Raw genomic sequence first — 20,572 nt, 5'->3', positions numbered from 1 at the left:
TAGATCCACGCCATGCGTGGATGCTTTTGATCGCGCACCGCGCCAACGGCAGCCGAGCGGGGGCTCGGCTCCAGTAGATCCACGCCATGCGTGGATGCTTTTGATCGCGCACCGCGCCAAACGGCAGCCGAGCATGGGCTCGGCTCCAGTAGATCCACGCCATGCGTGGATGCTTTTGATCGCGCACCGCGCCAAACGGCAGCCGAGCATGGGCTCGGCTCTACAGATGCAACGCAATCGCCGCTTCAATCTGCTGCGGCGACTGGAACCCGGCCAACCGCTGCCGCTCATCCCCGTCGCGGAACAGCGACAACGTCGGCGTCTGCCGCAGACCCAGCTCGCGGAAGAATGCCTCGCCCACCACCTCCAGCTGCACGCGCAGCAGGGTTGTACCCTGCCCCGCCACGCTGTTGGCCACCCGGTGCAGCGACATCTCCAGCATGCGGCAGCCCGGGCACTGCTCCTTGTGGAAATCCACCAGCACGCGCGGGTGCTCGGCCAGCAACTGCTGGAACTGCTCAGGCGTGGTGGCGTCGATGATCTGCATCGCAGGTGCTCCTGTAGTGGGCCAGGACCGCGTCGGTCCAGGCGTCGATGGCCGCGGCATGGCGCTCGCCATGCGGCATCTGCTCGATCTCCAGCGCTGGATAGCCGCTGCGGAAGTAGCGGACCAGCCGGTGCACTGCGCCGCAGTAGTACTCCTGCCCCCACTGCGTCTCGCCCGTGCCGAACACCGCCACCTGCCGCAGCCGCTCCCCACGTTCGGCAATGCCGGCCACCCAGGCCTTCATCTCCGCAGGCGTGCGCCCGGCGTTGTCGGTCCAGCTGCCAAGCAGTACCAGGTCGGCGTCATCGGCGCCCAGCGGTGCGGCCTTGCGGGGGTCATCGGCCTCCTGCCAGTACACCGCATGCCCGGCCGCCTGGCAGCGCGCCTGGATGTGCCGGCCCAGCTCGCGGGTATTGCCACTGAGCGAGGCCACCACCACCAGGATGCGCAGCGCCTCGCCGCGCTCAGAGGTCGTCGAAGCCATTGTCGACGTTGGTCTTCTTGTAGCTTGCATTGCGCATCTCGAAGAAATCGGTCTTGGTCTCGGTGAAATTGTCGGCGTACGCCTTGATCCACGGCATCACGTTGTCGGTGGTGTCGCTGTAAAGGCGCTCGATGCCCAGCATGCCGGCCATCTTGTTGGCGCGGTATTTCACGTAGCGCACCATCTCGTCCACATCAATGCCGTCGATCCCATCCAGCACTTCCGAAGACCATTGGGTTTCCAGTTCGATGGCATGCTCGAAGGCGCCGTGCACGTACGCGGTCAGTTCATCGGTCTGCAGTTCCGGGTTCTCGCCGACGATGGCGCGGATCACTTCGCTGATGAACTTGGTGTGGGCCAGCTCGTCCCGGTTGATGAAGCTGATGATCTTGCCGGTACCGGTCATGCGGTTCTGCCGCACCAGGTTGTAGAAGTATGCAAAGCCCGAATAGAAATTGATGCCTTCCAGGATCGAAGACTGGATCAGCGAGCGCAGCAGCGTCTCGGCGGTCTTCTCACGCATGAAATCGTCATAGGCCCCCATGATGGGTGCGTTGCGCTTGATGATGGTCGGATGGGTGCGGGCCAGTTCGAATACCCGGTTCTGGTTGGGAAGATCGGTGATCGAGGCCAGCACATAGCTGTAGCTTTCGTTGTGGATCACTTCCTGCTGGCCGATGATGGCGGCGTTGGCATGCGCGGCTGGATCGGTGATGTACTCGGCCACGTTGTAGATGAAGCGCGTCTGCGGCGAATCGAGCGTGGCCAGCAGGCCGATGATCGAGTCATACGCGTTCTTCTCGCGCCCGGACAATTCACCGTACTGGCGCGCATCCAGCTTCATGTCCACTTCGTCGGGAATCCAGAAGTTGGTCGACAGCTCCTTGTAGGCGCGATAGAACGAGGGGTACGGAATATCGTTCCAGTTGAGGATGCCGCTGGTACGGCCGTTGATGATGCCGGTGCTGCGGTTGGGGTGCCGCGGTTCGAGGATCTTGATGCGGTCGAGGGGGGTTGCCATGGTCGTCTGCCTTCGTATTGCATGCATTGGATCTGTAGAGCCGAGCCCACGCTCGGCCGTGGTGTGCCTGAGCCGAGCATAGGCTCGGCTCTACAGCAGTCCCAGTGATCAGCTCGAGCACCATTCGCATTCGCTGATGTCGATGTCGTTGGAGCGCACGTAGTAGGTGGTCTTCAAGCCCTCGCGCCAGGCACTCAGGTGCAGCTCCAGCAGCGTGCTGGCGCGGATGGTGCTGGGCACGTACAGATTGAAGCTGATGGCCTGGTCGACGTGGCGCTGTCGGCGGGCGTTCTGCCGCACGCTGGCGAACTGGTCGACCTTGTAGGCGCCCTTCTCGTAGTACGGCCAGGTTTCCAGCGAAAGGCCCGGCGCGGCCACCGGCCTGCGGAAGTCTTTCTTTTCCTCGTAGTAGAACGCGCTGTAGATCGGGTCGATCGACGCGGTGGAACCCGCGATCTGCGCGGTACTCATGTTGGGGGCCACCGCCAGCAGCCAGCCGTTGCGCAGGCCATGGCTGGCCACGTCGCGGGCCAGGCTGTCCCAGCCAGCGCCTTCGTAACGACGGTCACGGAAGTAGGCACCGGTCTGCCAGTCGCTGCCGGCAAACATCGGGTAGCTGCCCTTTTCGCGCGCCAGTTGCAGGCTGGCCTGGATGGTCAGGAAATTGATGCGCTCGAACAGCGTGTCCGACAGCGTCTCGGCCTCGGGCATTTCCCAGTGGATGCCCTGCTGCGCCAGCAGATGGTGCCAACCGAAGGTGCCCAGGCCGATGGCGCGGTACTTGCGGTTGGTGATGGTGGCCTGCGGCACCGGCAGTGCGTTGAGGTCGATGACGTTGTCGAGCATGCGCACCTGGATCGGAATCAGGCGCTCCAGCACATCCTTGGCCAGCAGATCGTCCGGCGCGGTGATGGCCCGGCCGAGGTTGATCGAGGACAGGTTGCAGACCACGAAATCACCGGCGCGCCGGGTGGTGACGATCTGGTCGCCGCTGACGATCTCCTGGATCATCCGCGTCGGGCTCATGTTCTGCAGGATCTCGGTGCACAGGTTGCTGGAATAGACCATGCCCGCGTGCTTGTTCGGGTTCTTCCGGTTCACTTCATCGCGGTAGAACAGGAACGGATTGCCGGTCTCCAGCTGGCTGACCATGATCCGCTTGAACAGATCGATGGCCCGCACGGTGCGGCGGCTGATGCGTTCGTCGCCTACAAGTTCGGCATAGCGGTCGCGGAAACTGCCCGCACCGCGCGTTTCATCGTAGAAATCCTGCAGGTACCAGCCCTTGGCCTGCTTCACTTCGTGCGGATCGAACAGGTACCAGTCGGCACGGCGCTCCACCGCTTCCATGAACAGGTCCGGCACGCAGACCGCCGTGAACACATCGTGCGCGCGCAGGCGCTGGTCGCCGTTGTTCAGGCGCAGATCCAGGAAGGCCTCGATATCGCGATGCCAGATGTCCAGGTATACCGCCACCGCACCCTTGCGCTGGCCGAGCTGATCGACCGAGACGGCGGTGTTGTTGAGCTGCTTGATCCACGGCACCACGCCGCCGGAGGAATTGGGCACGCCACGGATCGGCGCACCGCTGCTGCGCACATAGCCCAGGTACGCGCCGACACCACCGCCGTGCTTGGACACCCGGGCAATATCGGTATTGGAGTCATAGATGCCCTGCAGGCTGTCATCCACCGTGTCGATGAAGCAGCTGGACAGCTGGCCGCCGACCTTGCCAGCGTTGGCCAGCGTCGGCGTGGCCACGGTCATGTACAGGTTGGACAGCGCCCAGTACGCTTCCCCCACCAGCTGCATGCGGCGCTCACGCGGCTTTTCGTTCTGCATCAGGTACAGGGCGATGGTCAGCCAGCGCTCCTGCGGCAGCTCATACACCTCGCGGCTGCCATCGGTGGCCAGATAGCGTGTGGCCAGCAGGTACAGGCCGTTGTAGGCGAACAGGCGGTCGCGCTCGGGGTCGATCATCTGCCCGGCCTGCTGTAGTTCGTCCTTCGAATAGCAGCGCAGGATGTCGTTGCTGTAGACGCCGCGGTCGGCGAGGCTTTCCTGCAGACCCACGTAGGAACCGTATTTCAGGCTGACATCGTAGAAGCGGTTGCGGCTGGCGCGCTTGTAAAGACGGCGCAGGTACAGGCGTGCGGCGAACTGTTCCCACTCCGGCGCCACCAGATCCACGCGCGATTCGGCCTCGCGGATCAGCAGGTCCACCAGGTCATCGGCGCTGATGCTCGGCTTGCGCTCGACCATCGCCTGCACCACGCGGCGGTAGTCGCTCACGTCCAGCTGTGGGAACTCGGCGTGCACGCCATCGATGCTGCGCTGCAGGCGCCCGGCCTCGAACGGCAGGCGGCGGTTGCCCGCTTCCTTGGTGATCCAGGTGGGCACACGCTCGCCACCGGCGCGCATGGCGTCGCCGGCGCCGGCCAGATCGGCCGCGCGGTAGGTACTGTCGGTCATTGTCCTGCGTCTCCAGGCACGCACGCTTCAATGCGTCGATGCCATGGCGGCCCTGCGCGCGATACCGGCACACAGGGCAGTCGGGGATGGTGTGCCATTGCGCGGGAACGCCAGACCGTCGGCAATAAGCCTGCGCCTGCGGCCGGTATCCGGACCGTGGGGGCGGTCTGCGTCCGCACGATGGCGGCCGCGTCGACACGGCAAGCCTTCAGGGGCGGGCCGCGGGACGTTTGCTGCATGTCCGGCGGCGGCGGCTGGCCGGGAGTGACGGCCACAACATAATGGGGATATCCAAGATCGTCAACACAAGATGCGGTGATCGTGGCATTCCGCGACGATCCGTCGCAGGATGCCGTGTTGCACCACCGCGCCTTGTCGACGCGGCGCCCGCCCCCACATTGCGTCCACACCATCTCTACATGGATGCTTCCATGCGCGCCGCCCAGTATTCCGCCTTTGGCGATCCCGCCACCGTCCTTGCCTTCGCCGGTGTCGCCCTGCCCGAACCCGGCCCCGGCGAAGTGCGCGTCCGCACCACGCTCGCCCCGATCCACAACCACGACCTGCTGACCGTGCGCGGGCTGTACGGCCACAAGCCGACCTTGCCGGCCGTTGCCGGCAGCGAAGCACTGGGCGTGATCGATGCCCTCGGCGAGGATGTGGAGGGCCTGCAGATTGGCCAGCGCGTGGCCGCCGCATCGGTGCATGCCACCTGGGCCGAGGCCTTCGTTGCACCGGCGCGCATGGTCATCCCGATGCCGGCGTCGATCCCGGATGAAACCGCCGCACAGCTGATCGCCATGCCGTTGAGCGCGCTGATGCTGCTGGAATTCCTGCAGGTGGACGCCGGTCAGTGGATCGTGCAGAACACCGCCAACGGTGCGGTCGGCAAATCGCTGGCGATGCTGGCCCGCGCGCGCAGCGTCAAGGTGGCCAACCTGGTGCGCAATGCCAAGGCCGTCGCGCAGCTGCAGGCGCTGGGCATCGACCACGTGTTCGATACCTCGCAGGACGGCTGGAAGGACCGGGTGCGCGAAGCTACCGGCGAAACGCAGGCGGCCGCGGCCGTCGATTCCATTGGTGGCCGTGCCAGCACCGATCTGGTTGAGCTGCTGGGGCTGCACGGCACCCTGGTGTCGTTCGGCGTGATGAGTGGCGAGGCGATGCAGATTCCCGCCAGCGGCCTGATCTACAAGGAGGCCACCGTGAAGGGCTTCTGGGGAAGCAAGGTCAGCCAGGCGATGGCGGTGGACGACAAGCGCCGCCTGGTGGGTGAGCTGCTGCAGCGCGCGGCCAGCGGCGAACTCACCCTGCCGGTGGACGGCATCTTCGCGCTGGACGATGTGGCTGCGGCGGTGGCTGCCGCGGCGCAGTCCGGGCGGGGCGGCAAGGTGCTGCTGCGGGTCTGACTTCCAGATGGAGGAGCCAAGCGAGGGCTCGGCTCTACAGGACCATCCAGGACCATCGCTGCATGTCGTTGTAGAGCCGAGCCCACGCTCGGCTCCCTCCACATCACCGGCTCAGATGCAGGAACTGCAGGTGCCGTTCGTACTGGCTGATGATGTCGTTGATGATCTGCTTGCGGCTGTAGCCCACCAGGTCGTAATCCTGGCTGCCTTCGAACAGATGCACCTCGGCACGGTAATAGCGCTGGTTGCGCAGTTGCTGCGCGGCAAAGGACGGGGTCAGGTAGCCGCTGAGGATCACCCGGTACAGGAAGTCCTGCTGCTCGCCGTGGTTGACCGACAGTTCCATGTCACCGGCTTCGAAGCGCGTGGCCACGTCCCAGCCCTGCCCGCGCAGCTGCTCGGCCACGTCTTCCATCGCCGGCTTCACGGTGTCATCCATGAAGCGGTAGACCTGGTCGCGCACCGGGAAGTGCATGGCCTGGCTCAAGCGCTGGCGCCAGCCTTGATGATGACGGTCGTCGCCGATGAGCGGTGAGGGCCGGAACTGCTGCGCACGCTCGCGGTGGGATTCATCGCTGAACGCCCGGGTCAGGCCCCACATCATCAACAGCAGCACCGCCGAGAACGGCAGCGAGGCCAGCACCACCGCCGATTTCAGCGCATCGATGCTGCCAGCCAGCAGCAGGCCGGCGGTCAGCACCGCGATGACCGTGCCCCAGAACACGCGCAGCCAGCGCGGGCCATCGTCCTCGGGGGCACCGCCATGCGAGGACAGCGTGGACAGCACCACCGCGCCCGAGTCGGCCGAGGTGACAAAGAAAATGAAACTGACCAGCACGGTCACCGCGATCACCACACGGCTCCACGGGTAACCATCCAGCAGTGCATACAGCACCGTGGGCGGATCATCGACGGCCAGCTGTGCCAGTTGCTGCTGGCCATGGTGCAGTACCTGGTCCAGCGCACTGTTGCCGAAGATGGACAGCCACGCCAGGGTGAAACCGAGCGGGATGAGCAGCACGCCGAACACGAATTCGCGGATGGTGCGGCCACGCGAGATGCGCGCGATGAACAACCCCACGAACGGCGCCCAGCCGATCCACCAGGCCCAGTAGAACACCGTCCAGCCGCCCAGCCATTGCGGCCGGCCGCCATAGGCATACACATCGAAACTCTTGCCGACCACGCTGCCGAGGTAATCGCCCACGTTCTGCATCAGCGTACTGAGCAGATACTGGGTCGGGCCGGCGCACAGCATGAACAGCACCAGGGCGATGGCCAGCAGCATGTTGATGTTGGCCATCCAGCGCACCCCCTTCTCCACGCCGGACACGGCCACCACGACGGCGGCGCCCATCATGCTGGCCACCAGCACGATCTGCACCAGGTTGGAGTGCGGCACGTTGAACAGGTGGGTCAGGCCGGCGTTGAGGTGCAGCACGCCGAAGCCCATGTCCGCACCGATGCCGAACACGGTGGCAACGATCCCCAGCGCATCCACCGTGTAGCCGATGGGGCCGTTGATGCGCTTGCCGATAAGCGGGTACAGCGCCGAGCGCAGCGCCAGCGGCAGGTTGTGCCGGTAGGCGAAGTAGGCCATGGCCATGGCCGCCAGCGCGAACACGCCCCAGCCATGCAGGCCCCAGTGCAGGAACAGCAACTGCATGGCCTGGCGTGCACCGGCCTCACCGGCGGCGGCATCGCCCTGCGGCGGTTGCATATAGTGGGTCAGCGGCTCGGAGACACAGAAGAAGAACAGCGTGATGCTGATGCCGGCGGCGAACAACATGCCGGCCCACGAGAGGTAACTGAATTCCGGCTCGTCATGGTCGGCCCCCAGTTTGATGCCGCCATACCTGGACAGGGCCACGCCTACCACGAACACCAGGTACAGGGTCATCGCCAGCAGGTAATACCAGCCCACGTTGAGGGCGGCCCAGTCCTGCGCTTTGACCAGCACCCGGCCCGCACCCAGCGGGAACAGGCTGACGAACAGTGCGAAAGCAACGACGACAATCGCGGCGAACGCGAATACAGGCCGAAGGGTGCGCACCGGGGTGTGTCCAGGCTCCAGTGCATCCATCGGCAGCCATCTCCGGTCGGTCAGGGATAAGCCGACCGAGTCTGCATGAATGGCAGTGGACGCAGGATGAAGTGCGTCACCGCGATGACAGCCCCAGGACAGGCCACGCGTGTTACGCGCGCGCCCGGGGCGTGCATCCCTGTAGAGCCGAGCTCATGCTCGGCTGCAGGGTCCCAGCCGAGCGCAGGCTCCGGCTCTACGATCAGCGGTGGGCCAGCGCGTAGTCCAGCGCCGAACGCACCGCCGCCACCTGCGCATCATTGCACTGATCCGGCGTGGCGCGCGGGCTGTCCGGGTAGACCTCGGTGGTGGTGGTGTACGTGGCGCCGGTGATGCCCGCGCACAGGCCCAGCTTCACCAGCGGGTATTCGATGACGCCGTGGGCGACCACCGGCGAGCCGATGATTTCATCCTTCTCATCGGCCGGGGCGATATGGGTCACCTGCTCGACGGCGGCGATCACCGCCTGCTGGAAAGCAGGCTGAGGGTTCTCGCTGTCATCCACCAGATAGAAACCATCGGGAATCAGCCCCGGCTCGAACGGCTTGCCATCGCGCGCAGCCAGCGCCGGCCGGAACTCGCTCTCATCGCTGTCGGTGGTCTCATGAAGATCAATGTGCAGCACGAACTGCCCCTGGTACGGGGCGATCAGTTCAATGACGGCGGTCGATTCACGGGCCGGACCATCGGCGCGGAAATTCCGGTTCGGGTCGATCGCATCAAAGTTCCAGCGGTTGATGCGCTCGAAACCCCAGGGGTTCACGCACGGCGCCACCAGAAGGTTGGCCCTGCCGGCATAGTCGGCCGCGTGCTGTTCGAGGAACTCCAGCGCACCCATCACGCCGCTGGTTTCATAGCCGTGCACGCCACCGGTGACCAGCGCCGCCGGCAGCGCCGGGTTCCAGTCGCGGCTGCGCAGGGCGTACAACGTGTAGGTTTCGCCAGCGTACTCGAGCTGGCCGTAAGCCACCTTGTCGAAGCGGTCGGCCAATGCCTCGATGCGCGGCAGCACGTCCTGATCGTAGCGGCGCAGACGCTGCTGGCGGCCCCGCCACTGCTCCCGTTCCGCCGCGCCCCACGGCTGGCCAGGGGTTCCGACGGGATAGAAAGCGGCAGTGGACATGGCGGTTCTCGGCGTTCAGGGAGCAATCGCGCACTTTAGCACTGGGCCGGAGGCCCGTTCAGCGCGACCTTCCACGGGTGCATTCCAATGACGAATGGAATCAGCAATAATTCTCATTTACCACCCTTCCGCACCCGCCACCATGTCTTCCCCGATCCTGCCCCCGGCCCGCCTGCCCTTGGCCGCCGCCCTCCTTCTGTGCCTGTCTGCCGGCGCCCATGCGCAGGACAGCGCCACCACCCTGGACAGCATCCAGGTATCCGGCAGCTGGCTGGGCACCGGTCTGCACGACAGCGTCAAGAACTTTGCCGGCGCGCGCACCGTGGTCGACCGCCAACGCATCGACGCCAGCGGCGCGGCCAGCATCGGCGATGCGATGCGCCGCATTCCCGGCGTGCAGGTCACCGACAACTCGGGCACCGCTGGCAGTTCGGTCTCGCTCAACATCGGCGTGCGCGGCCTGACCGGCCGTTACTCGCCGCGCTCGACCGTGCTGCTGGACGGTGTGCCGTTGGCGGTGGCGCCGTACGGCCAGCCCCAGCTGTCGTTCGCCCCGACCAGCCTGTCCAACATCGAATCCATCGACGTGGTGCGCGGTGGCGGTGCAGTGCGCTACGGGCCGCAGAACGTCGGCGGCATCATCAATTTCAGTACGCGGGCCATTCCCACCGAGGCCGGCCTGCACGGCGAGGCCGGGGTGCGCTACAGCGCCTACGACCACGGCGGCGGTGACAGCACCCAGTACAACGCCTTCCTCGGCGGCACCGGCGACAACGGCCTGGGCGTGGCGCTGCTTTACTCCGGCCAGGATGGCCGCGGCTGGCGCCAGGGAAGCGACGACCGCTTCGACGACCTTGCACTGAAATTCGCCTATGCCATCGACGAACAGCAGGAACTGCGCGCCAAGCTGTCCTGGTACGACGTGCGCTCGCTGACCCCGGGCGGCCTGACCCGCGCGCAGTACGAGGCCGATCCGTTCCAGAACACCCGCCCCACCGATTTCTGGAAGGGCCACCGCACCGGCATCGACCTGGGCTACACCAATACCCTGTCGGCCGACAGCGAATTGGAGGTACTGGCGTACTACAACGAAAGCAACCGTGCCAGCTCGCTGATCAATGCCGCCAATACCCAGCTGACCGTGCAGCCGCGCGACTACCGTGTGCTGGGCATCGAGCCGCGCTACACCCAGCGCCTGCGCTGGGGCAGCACCGTGCATGACATCACCGCCGGCTACCGCTTCCTGCGCGAGCGCGGCAACGACCGCAGCTACACCGTGGTGCGTCGTACCGGCGTGGAAAGTGCCATCACCCGCTTCGACAACGCCACTGACGCGCATGCGTTCTACGTAGATGACCGCATCGCCGTTGGCCAGTGGCGGATCACTCCGGGCGTGCGCATGGAGTGGATCGACATGGACCGCCGCCAGGCAGGTGGCACCGCCACCTTCAGCAGCCGCAACGACAAGGCGCTGCCGTCGCTCAACATCGCCTATCTGCTGACCCCGCAGCTGACCGTGTTCGGCAACTACACCACCTCGTTCGGGCCGGTGCAGAACATCCAGCTGAACTCGCAGACCGCAAGCAACCCGCTGAACCCGGAAGTGGCGAAAACCACCGAACTGGGCGCGCGTTGGCAGGACGGTGCCGTGCGCGCGGAAGTGACCGTGTTCAAGATGCGCTTTGACAACCAGATCCAGCAGGTGCCGGGCATCACCCCGCCGACCTTCCAGAACATCGGCGCCACCGACCACAAGGGCGTGGAAAGCGCGGTGGAGTATCGCTTCGCCGAGGACAGCGCACTGGCCGGGCTGGAGCTGTACGCCAACTACACCTGGACCAAGGCGATCCAGCAGTCCGGCGAGAACCGCGGCCTGGATGTGCCGTTCTACTCGCGTGACACCGACAGCATCGGCGCCCGCTACGCCATCGCCGCCTGGACCTTCAACCTCTCCAGCACGCACCAGAGCGGCCAGTACTCCGATGCGGCCAACACCTGGGCCGAGAGCGCCGATGCGCGTGTGGGCCGGGTGCCGGGCGTTCGCCTGCTGAACACGCAGGTGGCCTGGCAGGTGCCCGGCCTGGGCGACAGCGAGATCGCCGTGGGCGTCAACAACCTGGCCGACAAGCGCTGGTTCACCCGCAATGTCGACGGCAATGCCGGGCGCATGGTGGCCGCGCCGCGCACCTTCTACGTGCAGGGCCGCTACCGCTTCTGAGGGCCCACCCGCCCGATGCGGTGAGGGCAACGATCACGGTGGCGGCGTATCATGCCGCCACCATGTCCTCCCACGTTTCGCCATCGCGCCTGCATCTGGCCTTCCAGGGCCTGCGCCTGCGCCTGCGTGGCAGCGACCTGTGGTTCATCGCGCTGGCGCTGGTGGTCGGCCTGATCGCCGGCGGCCTGACCCTGCTGCAGTCAGGCCTTGCCCGCTGGCTGCAGGGCGCGCTGTACGGTCTGGACGAGGGCATGCGACTGAGCTCGCTGCCCTCGCTGCCATGGACCGCGCTGCTGGTGCTGCCGCTGGGCGGCCTGGTGGTCGGCCTGATCGCACTGGCCGCAACCCGCCTCAAGCGCCCGCTGCTCGATGCCGTGGAAGCCAATGCCCTGCATGGCGGCCGCATGTCGATGCGTGACAACCTGATCGTGCTGGCCCAGACCCTGGTCTCCAACGGCTGCGGCGCCTCGGTGGGCCTGGAGGCGTCGTACACGCAGATGGGCGCCGGCAGTGGCTCGCAGCTGGGCCGGGTGATGCGCCTGCGCCGCAATGACGTGCGTATCCTGGTCGGCGCCGGTGCGGCCGGTGCCATTGCCGCTGCCTTCGGTGCGCCGCTGGCCGGCGCCTTCTATGCGTTCGAGATCGTCATCGGTGCCTATACCCCGGCCGCACTGGCACCGGTGGCCGTGGCCGCGCTGGCGGGGGCATTCGTAGCCGATCAGGCGGGTATCGATGCCTACCTGCTGCCGGCCGCGTCCACCATCGACGTGCGCGCCGCCGACTATGCCATCTACGGCCTGCTTGGCTGCTGCTGCGCCATGGTCGGCATCCTGGTGATGCGCCTGATCGCCTCGATCGAAGGCACCGTCAAGCGCAGCCCGTTGCCGCTGTGGGGCCGACCGGTACTGGGCGGCCTGCTGCTGATTCCGCTGGCGATGGCCAGCCCGCAGGTGCTGTCCTCCGGCCACGGCGCGTTGCACCTGGACCTGACCACCCACCTGCCGCTGATCTGGATCGGAGCCCTGCTGACCCTCAAGTGCCTGGCCTCGGGCATCTCGCTGGGCTTCGGCTTCCGCGGCGGCCTGTTCTTCGCCTCGTTGTTCATGGGCACCCTGGTGGGCGCACTGTTTGCTGGCCTGCTGACGCTGGCCACCGGCGTACCGGTCATCGATGCCACATCGGCCGCGTTGGCGGGCATGGCCGCGCTGGCCGCCGCCGTGGTCGGCGCGCCGATGACCATGGCCATGCTGGTGCTGGAAGGCACCCACGACTTCCTGCTGACCAGCGTGGTGATGAGTGCGGTGCTGGTATCCAGCACGCTGGTGCGGCAGTGGTTCGGCTATTCGTTCTCGACCTGGCGCATGCACCTGCGCGGGGAAACCATCAGGAGCGCCCGCGACGTGGGCTGGGTGCAGAACCTCAGCGCCGGGCGGATGATGCGCAAAGGCGTGGCCACTGCCCCGGCCGACCTGGACACGGCCAGCTTCCGCCAGCGCTTCCCGCTGGGTTCCGGCGGCCGCGTCATCCTGGTCGACAGCGAAGGCCACTACGCCGGCATCGTTCAGATTCCGCGCCTGTTCGGCGATGGCGTCAAGGCGGATGCCGTGGTCGGCGATTTCGCCGAGAACCGTGACGTGGCCCTGTCGGCCAGCGCCAACGTGGTCACCGTCATGCAGCGCTTCGACCAGACCCAGGCCGATGAGCTGGCGGTGGTCTCCAATGATGGCCAGGTGCTGGGCGTGGTCTCCGAGGCGTTCGTGCGCAAGCGCTATGCCGAAGAGCTGGACAAGCGCCAGCGCGAGTTGATGGGCGAGCGCGTCGAAGACAGCGATTGAACCCCATCCACGCATGGCGTGGATCCAAGCCATCCACGCATGGCGTGGATCTACTGTCATCCTTAGGGGTTAGACTCCGGCCATGCGTTTCATCGACACATTCCAGCCCGGCCCCTTCGCCGACACCGTGGTCAGCCTGCTGGCCGCCTTCATACTGGGCACGCTGATCGGTGCCGAGCGCCAGTACCGGCAACGCACCGCCGGCCTGCGCACCAACGTGCTGGTGGCGGTGGGCGCGGCGGCCTTCGTCGACCTGGGCATGCGCATCGCCGGCAGCGCTGAAGCGGTGCGGGTGATTTCCTATGTCGTTTCCGGCGTGGGCTTCCTCGGCGCCGGCGTCATCATGAAAGAAGGCATGAACGTGCGTGGGCTGAACACCGCCGCCACCCTGTGGTGTTCGGCGGCGGTGGGCAGCTGCACCGGTGCGGACATGCTGGCCGAGGGTGTGCTGCTGGCGGTGCTGGTGATTGCCGGCAACACCCTGCTGCGTCCGCTGGTGAACGCGATCAACCGCATTCCGATCAACGAAACCGCCAGCGAGGCGACCTACGAGGTGCGCCTGAGCGTGGACGCCGAGGCCGTGCCGCGGGTGCGCGAACGCCTGGTCGATACGCTGGAGGCAGCGCAGTACCCGGTGGGCGACGTGCAGGTGGTCGAGCATGCCGACGCCCCGACCGATGTAATCGCCGTACTGGTCAGCACCGCCGTCAGCGCCGAGGAACTGGACCTGGCGCTGGCGCGCATGGAGCAGGTCCCAGGCGTACTGCACGCTACCTGGGAAGTCAGCACCCGCGACTGAAAAAGGGGACGGAGAGGATTAAGTCGTTTTGACAGCTCTGCGTATCCACGCATGGCGTGGATCTACTGGTATCTGCCCCCTTTTTTACAGGGCCTCGCCGGCATCAGCCAGGCGCGATTCGATCAGCGCACACCACTGCTGCAGCGTGTCGATCAGCATGTCCATTTCCGCATCGGCGCGTTGCGCGCGGCCGCTGCGCAGGCAGGCTTGGGCATCCTGCAGCTGGATGAGGAACCCGGCCACGGTGTCGGCCTGCAGGATCAGCCCCGGCAGGCGGCGGCCGTGAATGCGCACCACCGAGTGGTTGCCGAGCGGGCCATACACGCTGACTGTGGCTTCGGTCTTCATGGACGAGGGCTGGCATTGAGCATTCATCGTGCACACCGTTGAAGAACCTGGTCTGCCGGCAGGCGTGGAAAACGGGGGAGACGTTGCCACGGCCTGCCGGCCGACCAGGGGGGACCCGGGAACGCCGGACCATCCCGGCAGGGAAGACATCAACGTGGATGGGCGACGCCGGCAATCTGCACGCGACGGTTCGGCGCCAGGCAGGCGATCAGCGCGCGCCGGCTGCCCTGTCCGCACTGCACCAGCGGCTCGGCCGCGCCACGGCCTTCCGCACTGATGCTGGCGGCCGGCACCCCACCCTGCACCAGCGCCTGGCGGACGGCTTCGGCGCGGCGCTGCGACAACTGCTTGTTGTAACTGGCGCTGCCGATGCGGTCGGTGTAGCCCACCACCTGGATCGACTGCACCTGGCTGGCTTCGCGCACCTGCGCCAGCACGCCCTGCACGGCCTGCTGGCCCTCGGCGCTGAGCACGGCGCTGTCGAAGGCAAACAAGGCATCGGCCGAGAGCCGCAGCGGCTGCTCCGGCAGCGGTGCCGGTGCCGGAGGCGACGGTGGCCGCGGCGGGTCCAGTACCGCTGCGCACGACGCAGGCTTCCAGTAACCGCCCTGGGCAATGCCCTTGCTGTCAAAGCGTACCTGGAACTGGCAAGTGAAGTACTCCGCGCCCTGCGCAGTGCGGAAATTGAACAGGTAGTCCCACTCGCGCACGCCCCACATGCCTTCGTTGAAATGCGGCGTGCCCAGCAAGGTGTACAGCTGGCGCTTGCTCATGCCCGGCGCGAAGCGACGCAGGTCGGCAATGTCCGGGTAGATGCCCTCCTTCAACGAGGCGCGCGACGCCTCGGGGAAGGCCACGGTGGCAGCTTCAGTGGGTCCGTCGGCCGCAGGTGCATGGCTGCGGCAGGAAGCGAGCAGGCCAGCGGCCAGGACCAGCGCGGCGGCATTGCGACCGCTGCGCACGATGGATTGAACAGTCATGTCATTCCCCCTGTAACGAGGCCGGCGTTGCGGCCTGCGGAGCCGGGCGACAGGTGCCGCCCGGCCATGCGGATCACCACTGGATGCCGGCACCCACCGCCACACCGGCTTCGCCGCGGGTATTGGTGGAGCCACTGAACTTGTAGATCCAGCGGCCGCCTTCGGACACGCCGGAGATGCCCACCGCCATGCCGGATTCACCGTTGTAACTGCCCGCCGCGAACGAAGCCATGTTGCGGCCGGCTTCGCTGGGCTGCGGCAGCGCTGCCGTGGCCATGGCCGAGGCGATACCGGCCGAAGCACGGTTGTCGGTCTTGCGCAGCTCGCGCTCGAAGCCGCCCATGCGCTCATCGGTGTAGGCCTTGGACCAGTCCAGGGTCTGCGCCATGCCAGACCGCAGCTGGTCGACGTTGACCGCATCGGTGCTGGCGGTACCGGCGGCCACGTTGCGCACCGTGGTCGGGCCACTGCTGGTGCTGCCCAGGGTCACGCTGTTGTAGTTGGTATCGCCATTGGTGGTGGTGTCATAGCGCAGCGTGCCCTGCTGCGAGGCCTGCAGCTGGCGCACGTTGACCGCATCGGTGGCCTGGCTGCCATCGGCCACGTTGACCACCTGACGTTCGGCACCGCCGGCACCGACCGACACGGTGTTGGCCCTGTTGGCCACCGAGCCAGCGCCCAATGCCAGCGAATTGTCAGCCTGGGCCTGTGCACCATTGCCCAGCGCGGTCGAGTTGGCACCGGCGGCAGAAGCACCGGCACCGCCGGCGGCGGAATTGACGCCGGTCGCGGCCGGATCGGCCAGGTTGTTGCTGTTGTTGGCGCGGAAGCTGCCGGCCACGTTGGTGATGTTCTGGATCTTCTGGTCGGTGTAGGCCTTGGACTGGTCGATGGCGTAGTTCACGCCGTTGTTCAACTGGCCCACATTGGTGGCGTCGTGGTCATCGGAGCCGTCGGCGACGTGGGTGATCTTGCGCTCGGCACCGCTGCTGCCCACCGACACTTCACCGGCCGAACTGCTGGACCCAGCCTGGCCGTAGGCTGCGGTGTAGCCGGTCTGGGCACCCACGCTGGCAACCGCGCCGCTGCCCAGGGCCACGCTGTTGTCCGCACTGGCGCTGGCACCACTGCCGACCGCCACGCTGGCCGCACCGGTCGCACTGGCCTGCGGACCCACCGCCACCGCTTCGGCACCCGCTGCAGTGGCTGCCGCAGCGGTGGAATTGACGGCCAGGTACGGGCTGGCGCTGCCGTTGACGATGCGCTGGTTGAGCGTGCGCAGCGAGCCATCGACCGCCGAGAACGCCGCCGTGACGTTGCTGTAATCGTTGAGCGAGATGCTGCCATCTGTGGCGATGCTGGAAATGTTGAAGGACGGCGCGGTCCAGAGTGACGTGCTGCCGTCGTAGGCCGTGCTGCCACCGAAGTAGCTGGCGAGGGTGGCGTGGGTGGCGAACAGCTGGTCGCCGGTGATGGCATCGCTGCTGCCGGCCAGGATGTTGCCCGCCGCGACATTGGTCAGCTTCACCGGCGCGCCGCCGGTGCCGCTGAGGGTGACCGAGTCGATCATGTTGCCGCTCCCGTCCACGTCGTACTTCACAGCACGCGTGTCCAGATCCTCGGTCTGGTCGGCGACGTTGGCCAGCGAGGTGCTGACTGCGTCGAAGGCACTGCCCACGTCGTTGTAGCTGCCCTGGGTCACCGCGCCGTTCGCGGCCACGTTGTTGATGGTGTAGGTGGGTGCGGTCACCACGCCATTGCCATCCACGGTCGCGCCACCGCCAAGGTGGTTGGCCAGCGTCTGGTTGGCGGCGAACAGCTGGGCACCGTTGATCGCATCACTGCTGGCCGCGCTGACTTCACCCGGCCCCAGGTTGCGCAGCGTGGTGGCAGTGCCGACCTGCCCCAGCGTGGCGCTGGCGTAGTTGACGCTGCCATCGGCGTTGACGTCGTAGCGCAATGCACCCTGCTCCGAGGCCTGCAGCTGGCCCAGATTGACCGCGTCGGTCGCTTCGGTGGCAGCGGCCACATGGGTGATCTGCCGTTCGGCACCCGCAGCACCGACGGACACGCTGCTGTCGCGCTCGGCGATGCTGTTGGCACCCATCGCGATGCTGTTGGCAGCGTTGGCCTGTGCGTTGCTACCCACGGCGATGGAATCCGCGCCGGTGGCCACCGCTTCGAGGCCGGTGGAGTTCACCCGCAGGTACTTGGTACCGCCGTCACGGATGTCGTTGATCTGTGTGTTGAGGTTGACCAGGGAACCATCGACTGCGTCGAACGCATCGGTGGCGTTCTCATACCCTTCCTGTGCAATGGCGCCATCGCTGGAAATGGTGCTGATCTCGAACAGTGGCGCGGTGAAGGCACCGGTGCCCGGATCAAAGGCAGTGCGGCCGCCGAAGAAGCGGGTGATCGCATCATTGCTGGTGAACAGCTGGCTGCCATTGACCGCTTCGGTGCTGGTGGCGCTGAGAGCGCCTGCAGCGAGGTTGGCCAGAGTGGTGGTGCCAGTCCCCCCACCCAGGGTGACCCGGCGATAATCCGGGTTGCCGAGTTCGTCCAGGTCGTACGTCACTGCCACATCGCCCAGCGCATCGATCTGGCTGATCGCGCCCTGCAACTGGGCGACGTTGACCGCATCGGTGCCGGCGCTGCCGGCGGCCAGGTTGGTGATCTGCCGCTCGCCGCCGTTGGTCGTACCCACCGAGACTTCACCGGCGGAAACCTGCGGCGTGGTCAGGCCGAAGGCGCTGTAGCTGGCCTGCGCGCCGCGCAGTGCCGCCGAGCGGTAGCCCAGCGCGACCGAGTTGGCCTGGTTGGAGGTGGCCTCGGCGCCAAGCAGGGTCTGCCCGTTGGCGGTACCCACGGCGCTGTCACCGACGATCACCGAGTGGCCCATGCGGGCGGCGTAGTCCGCGGTGGGCACACCGGTGGGGTTGGTCGCATGGTTGGTGCCGTCGCCGGGGAAGGCGACGTTGGCATCCACCTTCGGCAGTTCATGGCGGGCATTGGCGCCGATCACCACTTCCTTCGACCCGTTGGCGAAGGCGCCATCGCCCATCAGCACCTGGTAGTCCTGCGCGGCATTGACTGCCCAGCAGGAAATGTCGGCCACACCGAGGACGTTCAGGCACTTGGCCGCCCATTCCGGCGAATCCTTCGGCAGCAGCAGGCCGAGCAGGCCGCCAGGATTGCCGTTGTTGATGTTGTAGATGTAGCTGTCCGAGGTGACCCCGCCGATCAGGGTGAGATGCGAGCTGCCGCCGGTGACCGCACCGCCGAGGCCATTGAGCGTGGTACCGACCGGCGTGGCATTGACCGTCGGCAGGCCCAGCACGTTCACCGTCGAATAGGTCTGCATGATGTTGGCCGTGCTGACCTTGGTATTGCCGTTGGACAGATAGCCACTGCCACCGAACAGGCTGTCGATGGTCGGGCCGATGAGCACGCTGACACCACCGACCAGGCCGCCGGTGCCGACGATGAGCCCGGCATTGGGATCGGCAGCGGCCGGTGCCTTGGGGCTGTTTGCCGGAATCGGCGACGGCTGAGTCAGGCCGAGGCCGCCCAGGGTGTTGCCGAGCAGACCGCCGACGGCACCGCCCAGGTTGTTGACGGTGCCGTTGAGGTCACCACCAACCAGGCTGCCGACCGCGTTGCCGATGCCGTCCAGCGCACTGCCAACGCCCGTGAGCAGACCGCCCAGACCCAGTGAGGAGGTCTGCGCGTTCACCGCCGTGGTACCGGCCAGTTTCAGATTGCGGTCGGCCACCACGTCCCGGGCGTCCACGTCCAGCACGCGCACCTTACCGGCGACGCTGCCGTCGATGCTGGCGGTCAACGCGTGATCGTCGGTGTCGCCAGGCCGTTCTTCCTTGGCCGGCAGTGTGGCCGATGCCGCTGCCGCCATCTGGCCCTGCCCTTCGATGGCATGCCCGGCCAGTGCCGGCTTCGCATCAATCTGGCTGTCGACCGCCATCTTCATCCTGGCCAGTGAAGGGGCCGGCGTTGCGTCGACGTTCGCTGCAACCGCTGCTTTGGTCTGCACGCTGGCCAACGGTGTGCCCACCGTGCCGATCTGCGCCGTGGCCGCTGCGTGGGTGGCCGCCGCGACGAAGCCCTGCGGCTGTGCCGCCACCTGCGTACCGAGTGCGGCTTCGAACCGGGCGCTGCTGCCCAGTCCCGGCGAAGCGCTCACATCGGCAGCCACAGCCGGTGCAGCCACCTGCTGCGGCGCGTTGCCCGCACCGAGTGACACCTTGACGGTCGCCGGCACCACGTTCCTGACGATCGGCAGGCCGGTGGTGTTCAACTGCAGGCCGATGCGCGCGTCGGTGCTGATGGCCGGGCCGGTCTGCGCCTGGCGCGCTGCGGCGGCGAGCGCGACTTCGGCATCGACTTTCACCGGCATGGCCTGGGTGTACTTGGCCGCCAGCGCCTGCAGGTCGCGCAGCGACTGGTTGGCTTCATCGGCGGAGGCCGTGGCGCTGGCCAGCGCACACAGCAGCGCCAGCGACAAAGCGGTGGGGGTCGGCAGGACGGTGCGCGGGTCACGTTGGGCAGTGCCGCCACTATCGCCGGTGGCCAGTTCGGAGGCCACGACCAGGGCATTGAGCTGGCGGTTCCAGACGCGCCGGTAGATGTGGTTCATATGCATTTCCCCTGTAGGCGTACAGCTTGAAAGTCGGTGGACGTGCCGCGAGGCAGGTGACTGACATTTCGCGCTTTCTGGCGGGGGACGCGCACTTCATTCCGGCACGGCAATCGCGCATTCCGGCAAATCCACGGCCGGATTCGGCAGCCGAATGCGCAAAACCGGCAGGAAGGGGCTTTTTCGGCAGGGCTGCGCCCTGCACCTGCTGAAGCAACTTCAACGTCAACGTCAAAAGCTGGGTAGCCGTGGGTTGGCGGGGTGGGTCCGGTTGAGGGGGACGGCGTAAATACGTCCATGTAGCCTCGGTCGCCGCATCCATGCGGCTCACGCCCCCTCAACCGGACCCACCCCGCCTTCGACAGTTTCCTGCGGGCTGCCAGGAAGATTCATTTCATTCTTTCTAGAAATGATCGATCACGATACGAATTGATTTAGATCGAGATAATGGAAATGCAATATTGTAACGAAACTTGATTTAGATCGAATCAATCGAACAAAGTGCCGTCGGGAATCCAATCCAACCGTCACTCGGAAACTGTCGGGGGTGGGGCGGTGTGGGCTTGCAGGACCGCAGGCGCCATGGATGGCGCCTACGA

13 protein-coding genes are annotated in these 20,572 nt (G+C 66.4%); 4 read left to right on the top strand and 9 right to left on the bottom strand.

From position 1 onward, the window contains the following. Window positions 1-220: 220 nt before the first annotated feature. The 4 genes from ACQKDV_RS09045 to ACQKDV_RS09030 all read right to left on the bottom strand — a co-directional run bounded on the left by ACQKDV_RS09045 (window position 221) and on the right by ACQKDV_RS09030 (window position 4,473). Window positions 221-547, bottom strand: a complete 327-nt coding sequence (locus ACQKDV_RS09045; protein WP_427783424.1) for a thioredoxin family protein — start codon at window positions 545-547, stop codon at window positions 221-223. Next, on the bottom strand, window positions 519-1,031 hold the full coding sequence (locus ACQKDV_RS09040; protein WP_427783423.1) for a flavodoxin: 513 nt from the start codon (window positions 1,029-1,031) through the stop codon (window positions 519-521). The genes ACQKDV_RS09045 and ACQKDV_RS09040 overlap by 29 nt, the downstream gene beginning before the upstream one ends. Further along, complete coding sequence (locus tag ACQKDV_RS09035; RefSeq protein ID WP_427783422.1) at window positions 1,012-2,052, bottom strand: ribonucleotide-diphosphate reductase subunit beta; 1,041 nt, start codon at window positions 2,050-2,052, stop codon at window positions 1,012-1,014. The genes ACQKDV_RS09040 and ACQKDV_RS09035 overlap by 20 nt, the downstream gene beginning before the upstream one ends. Before the next feature lie 108 nt (window positions 2,053-2,160). Continuing rightward, window positions 2,161-4,473: a ribonucleoside-diphosphate reductase subunit alpha gene (locus tag ACQKDV_RS09030; RefSeq protein ID WP_427783430.1), complete on the bottom strand. Its 2,313-nt coding sequence runs from the start codon at window positions 4,471-4,473 to the stop codon at window positions 2,161-2,163. A gap of 482 nt (window positions 4,474-4,955) precedes the next feature. Between ACQKDV_RS09030 and ACQKDV_RS09025 the strand changes: the two genes are divergently transcribed. Then, window positions 4,956-5,933: a zinc-binding dehydrogenase gene (locus ACQKDV_RS09025; RefSeq protein WP_427783421.1), complete on the top strand. Its 978-nt coding sequence runs from the start codon at window positions 4,956-4,958 to the stop codon at window positions 5,931-5,933. A 103-nt stretch (window positions 5,934-6,036) separates the two neighbouring features. On the opposite strand, the gene betT is transcribed toward ACQKDV_RS09025, so the two are convergent. Then, a complete protein-coding gene (betT, locus tag ACQKDV_RS09020) occupies window positions 6,037-8,016 on the bottom strand; it encodes a choline BCCT transporter BetT (protein ID WP_427783420.1) in 1,980 nt (659 codons plus the stop codon). Between the two features lie 202 nt (window positions 8,017-8,218). Then, window positions 8,219-9,139: a M14 family metallopeptidase gene (locus ACQKDV_RS09015; RefSeq protein WP_427783419.1), complete on the bottom strand. Its 921-nt coding sequence runs from the start codon at window positions 9,137-9,139 to the stop codon at window positions 8,219-8,221. A gap of 142 nt (window positions 9,140-9,281) precedes the next feature. Between ACQKDV_RS09015 and ACQKDV_RS09010 the strand changes: the two genes are divergently transcribed. From ACQKDV_RS09010 to ACQKDV_RS09000, 3 genes are all read left to right on the top strand, one after another. Beyond that, the gene (locus tag ACQKDV_RS09010) at window positions 9,282-11,357 is read left to right on the top strand and encodes a TonB-dependent receptor family protein (protein WP_427783418.1); all 2,076 of its coding nucleotides are present in this window, start codon (window positions 9,282-9,284) and stop codon (window positions 11,355-11,357) included. A 62-nt stretch (window positions 11,358-11,419) separates the two neighbouring features. Next, on the top strand, window positions 11,420-13,192 hold the full coding sequence (locus ACQKDV_RS09005; protein ID WP_427783417.1) for a chloride channel protein: 1,773 nt from the start codon (window positions 11,420-11,422) through the stop codon (window positions 13,190-13,192). 82 nt (window positions 13,193-13,274) lie between these two features. After that, complete coding sequence (locus ACQKDV_RS09000) at window positions 13,275-13,991, top strand: MgtC/SapB family protein (protein WP_427783416.1); 717 nt, start codon at window positions 13,275-13,277, stop codon at window positions 13,989-13,991. 84 nt (window positions 13,992-14,075) lie between these two features. On the opposite strand, the gene ACQKDV_RS08995 is transcribed toward ACQKDV_RS09000, so the two are convergent. The 3 genes from ACQKDV_RS08995 to ACQKDV_RS08985 all read right to left on the bottom strand — a co-directional run bounded on the left by ACQKDV_RS08995 (window position 14,076) and on the right by ACQKDV_RS08985 (window position 19,973). Beyond that, on the bottom strand, window positions 14,076-14,366 hold the full coding sequence (locus ACQKDV_RS08995) for a DUF6959 family protein (protein WP_427783415.1): 291 nt from the start codon (window positions 14,364-14,366) through the stop codon (window positions 14,076-14,078). 122 nt (window positions 14,367-14,488) lie between these two features. Beyond that, the gene (locus ACQKDV_RS08990; protein ID WP_427783414.1) at window positions 14,489-15,319 is read right to left on the bottom strand and encodes an OmpA family protein; all 831 of its coding nucleotides are present in this window, start codon (window positions 15,317-15,319) and stop codon (window positions 14,489-14,491) included. 73 nt (window positions 15,320-15,392) lie between these two features. Beyond that, window positions 15,393-19,973 (bottom strand): YadA-like family protein, encoded by a 4,581-nt coding sequence (locus tag ACQKDV_RS08985; protein WP_427783413.1) that lies wholly within the window; start codon window positions 19,971-19,973, stop codon window positions 15,393-15,395. Window positions 19,974-20,572 lie beyond the last annotated feature (599 nt).

The organism is Stenotrophomonas sp. NPDC077659, assembly GCF_050268705.1.
In the GTDB taxonomy this organism is placed as follows: Bacteria; Pseudomonadota; Gammaproteobacteria; order Xanthomonadales; family Xanthomonadaceae; genus Stenotrophomonas.
This window is presented reverse-complemented; position numbering and strand designations above follow the sequence as displayed.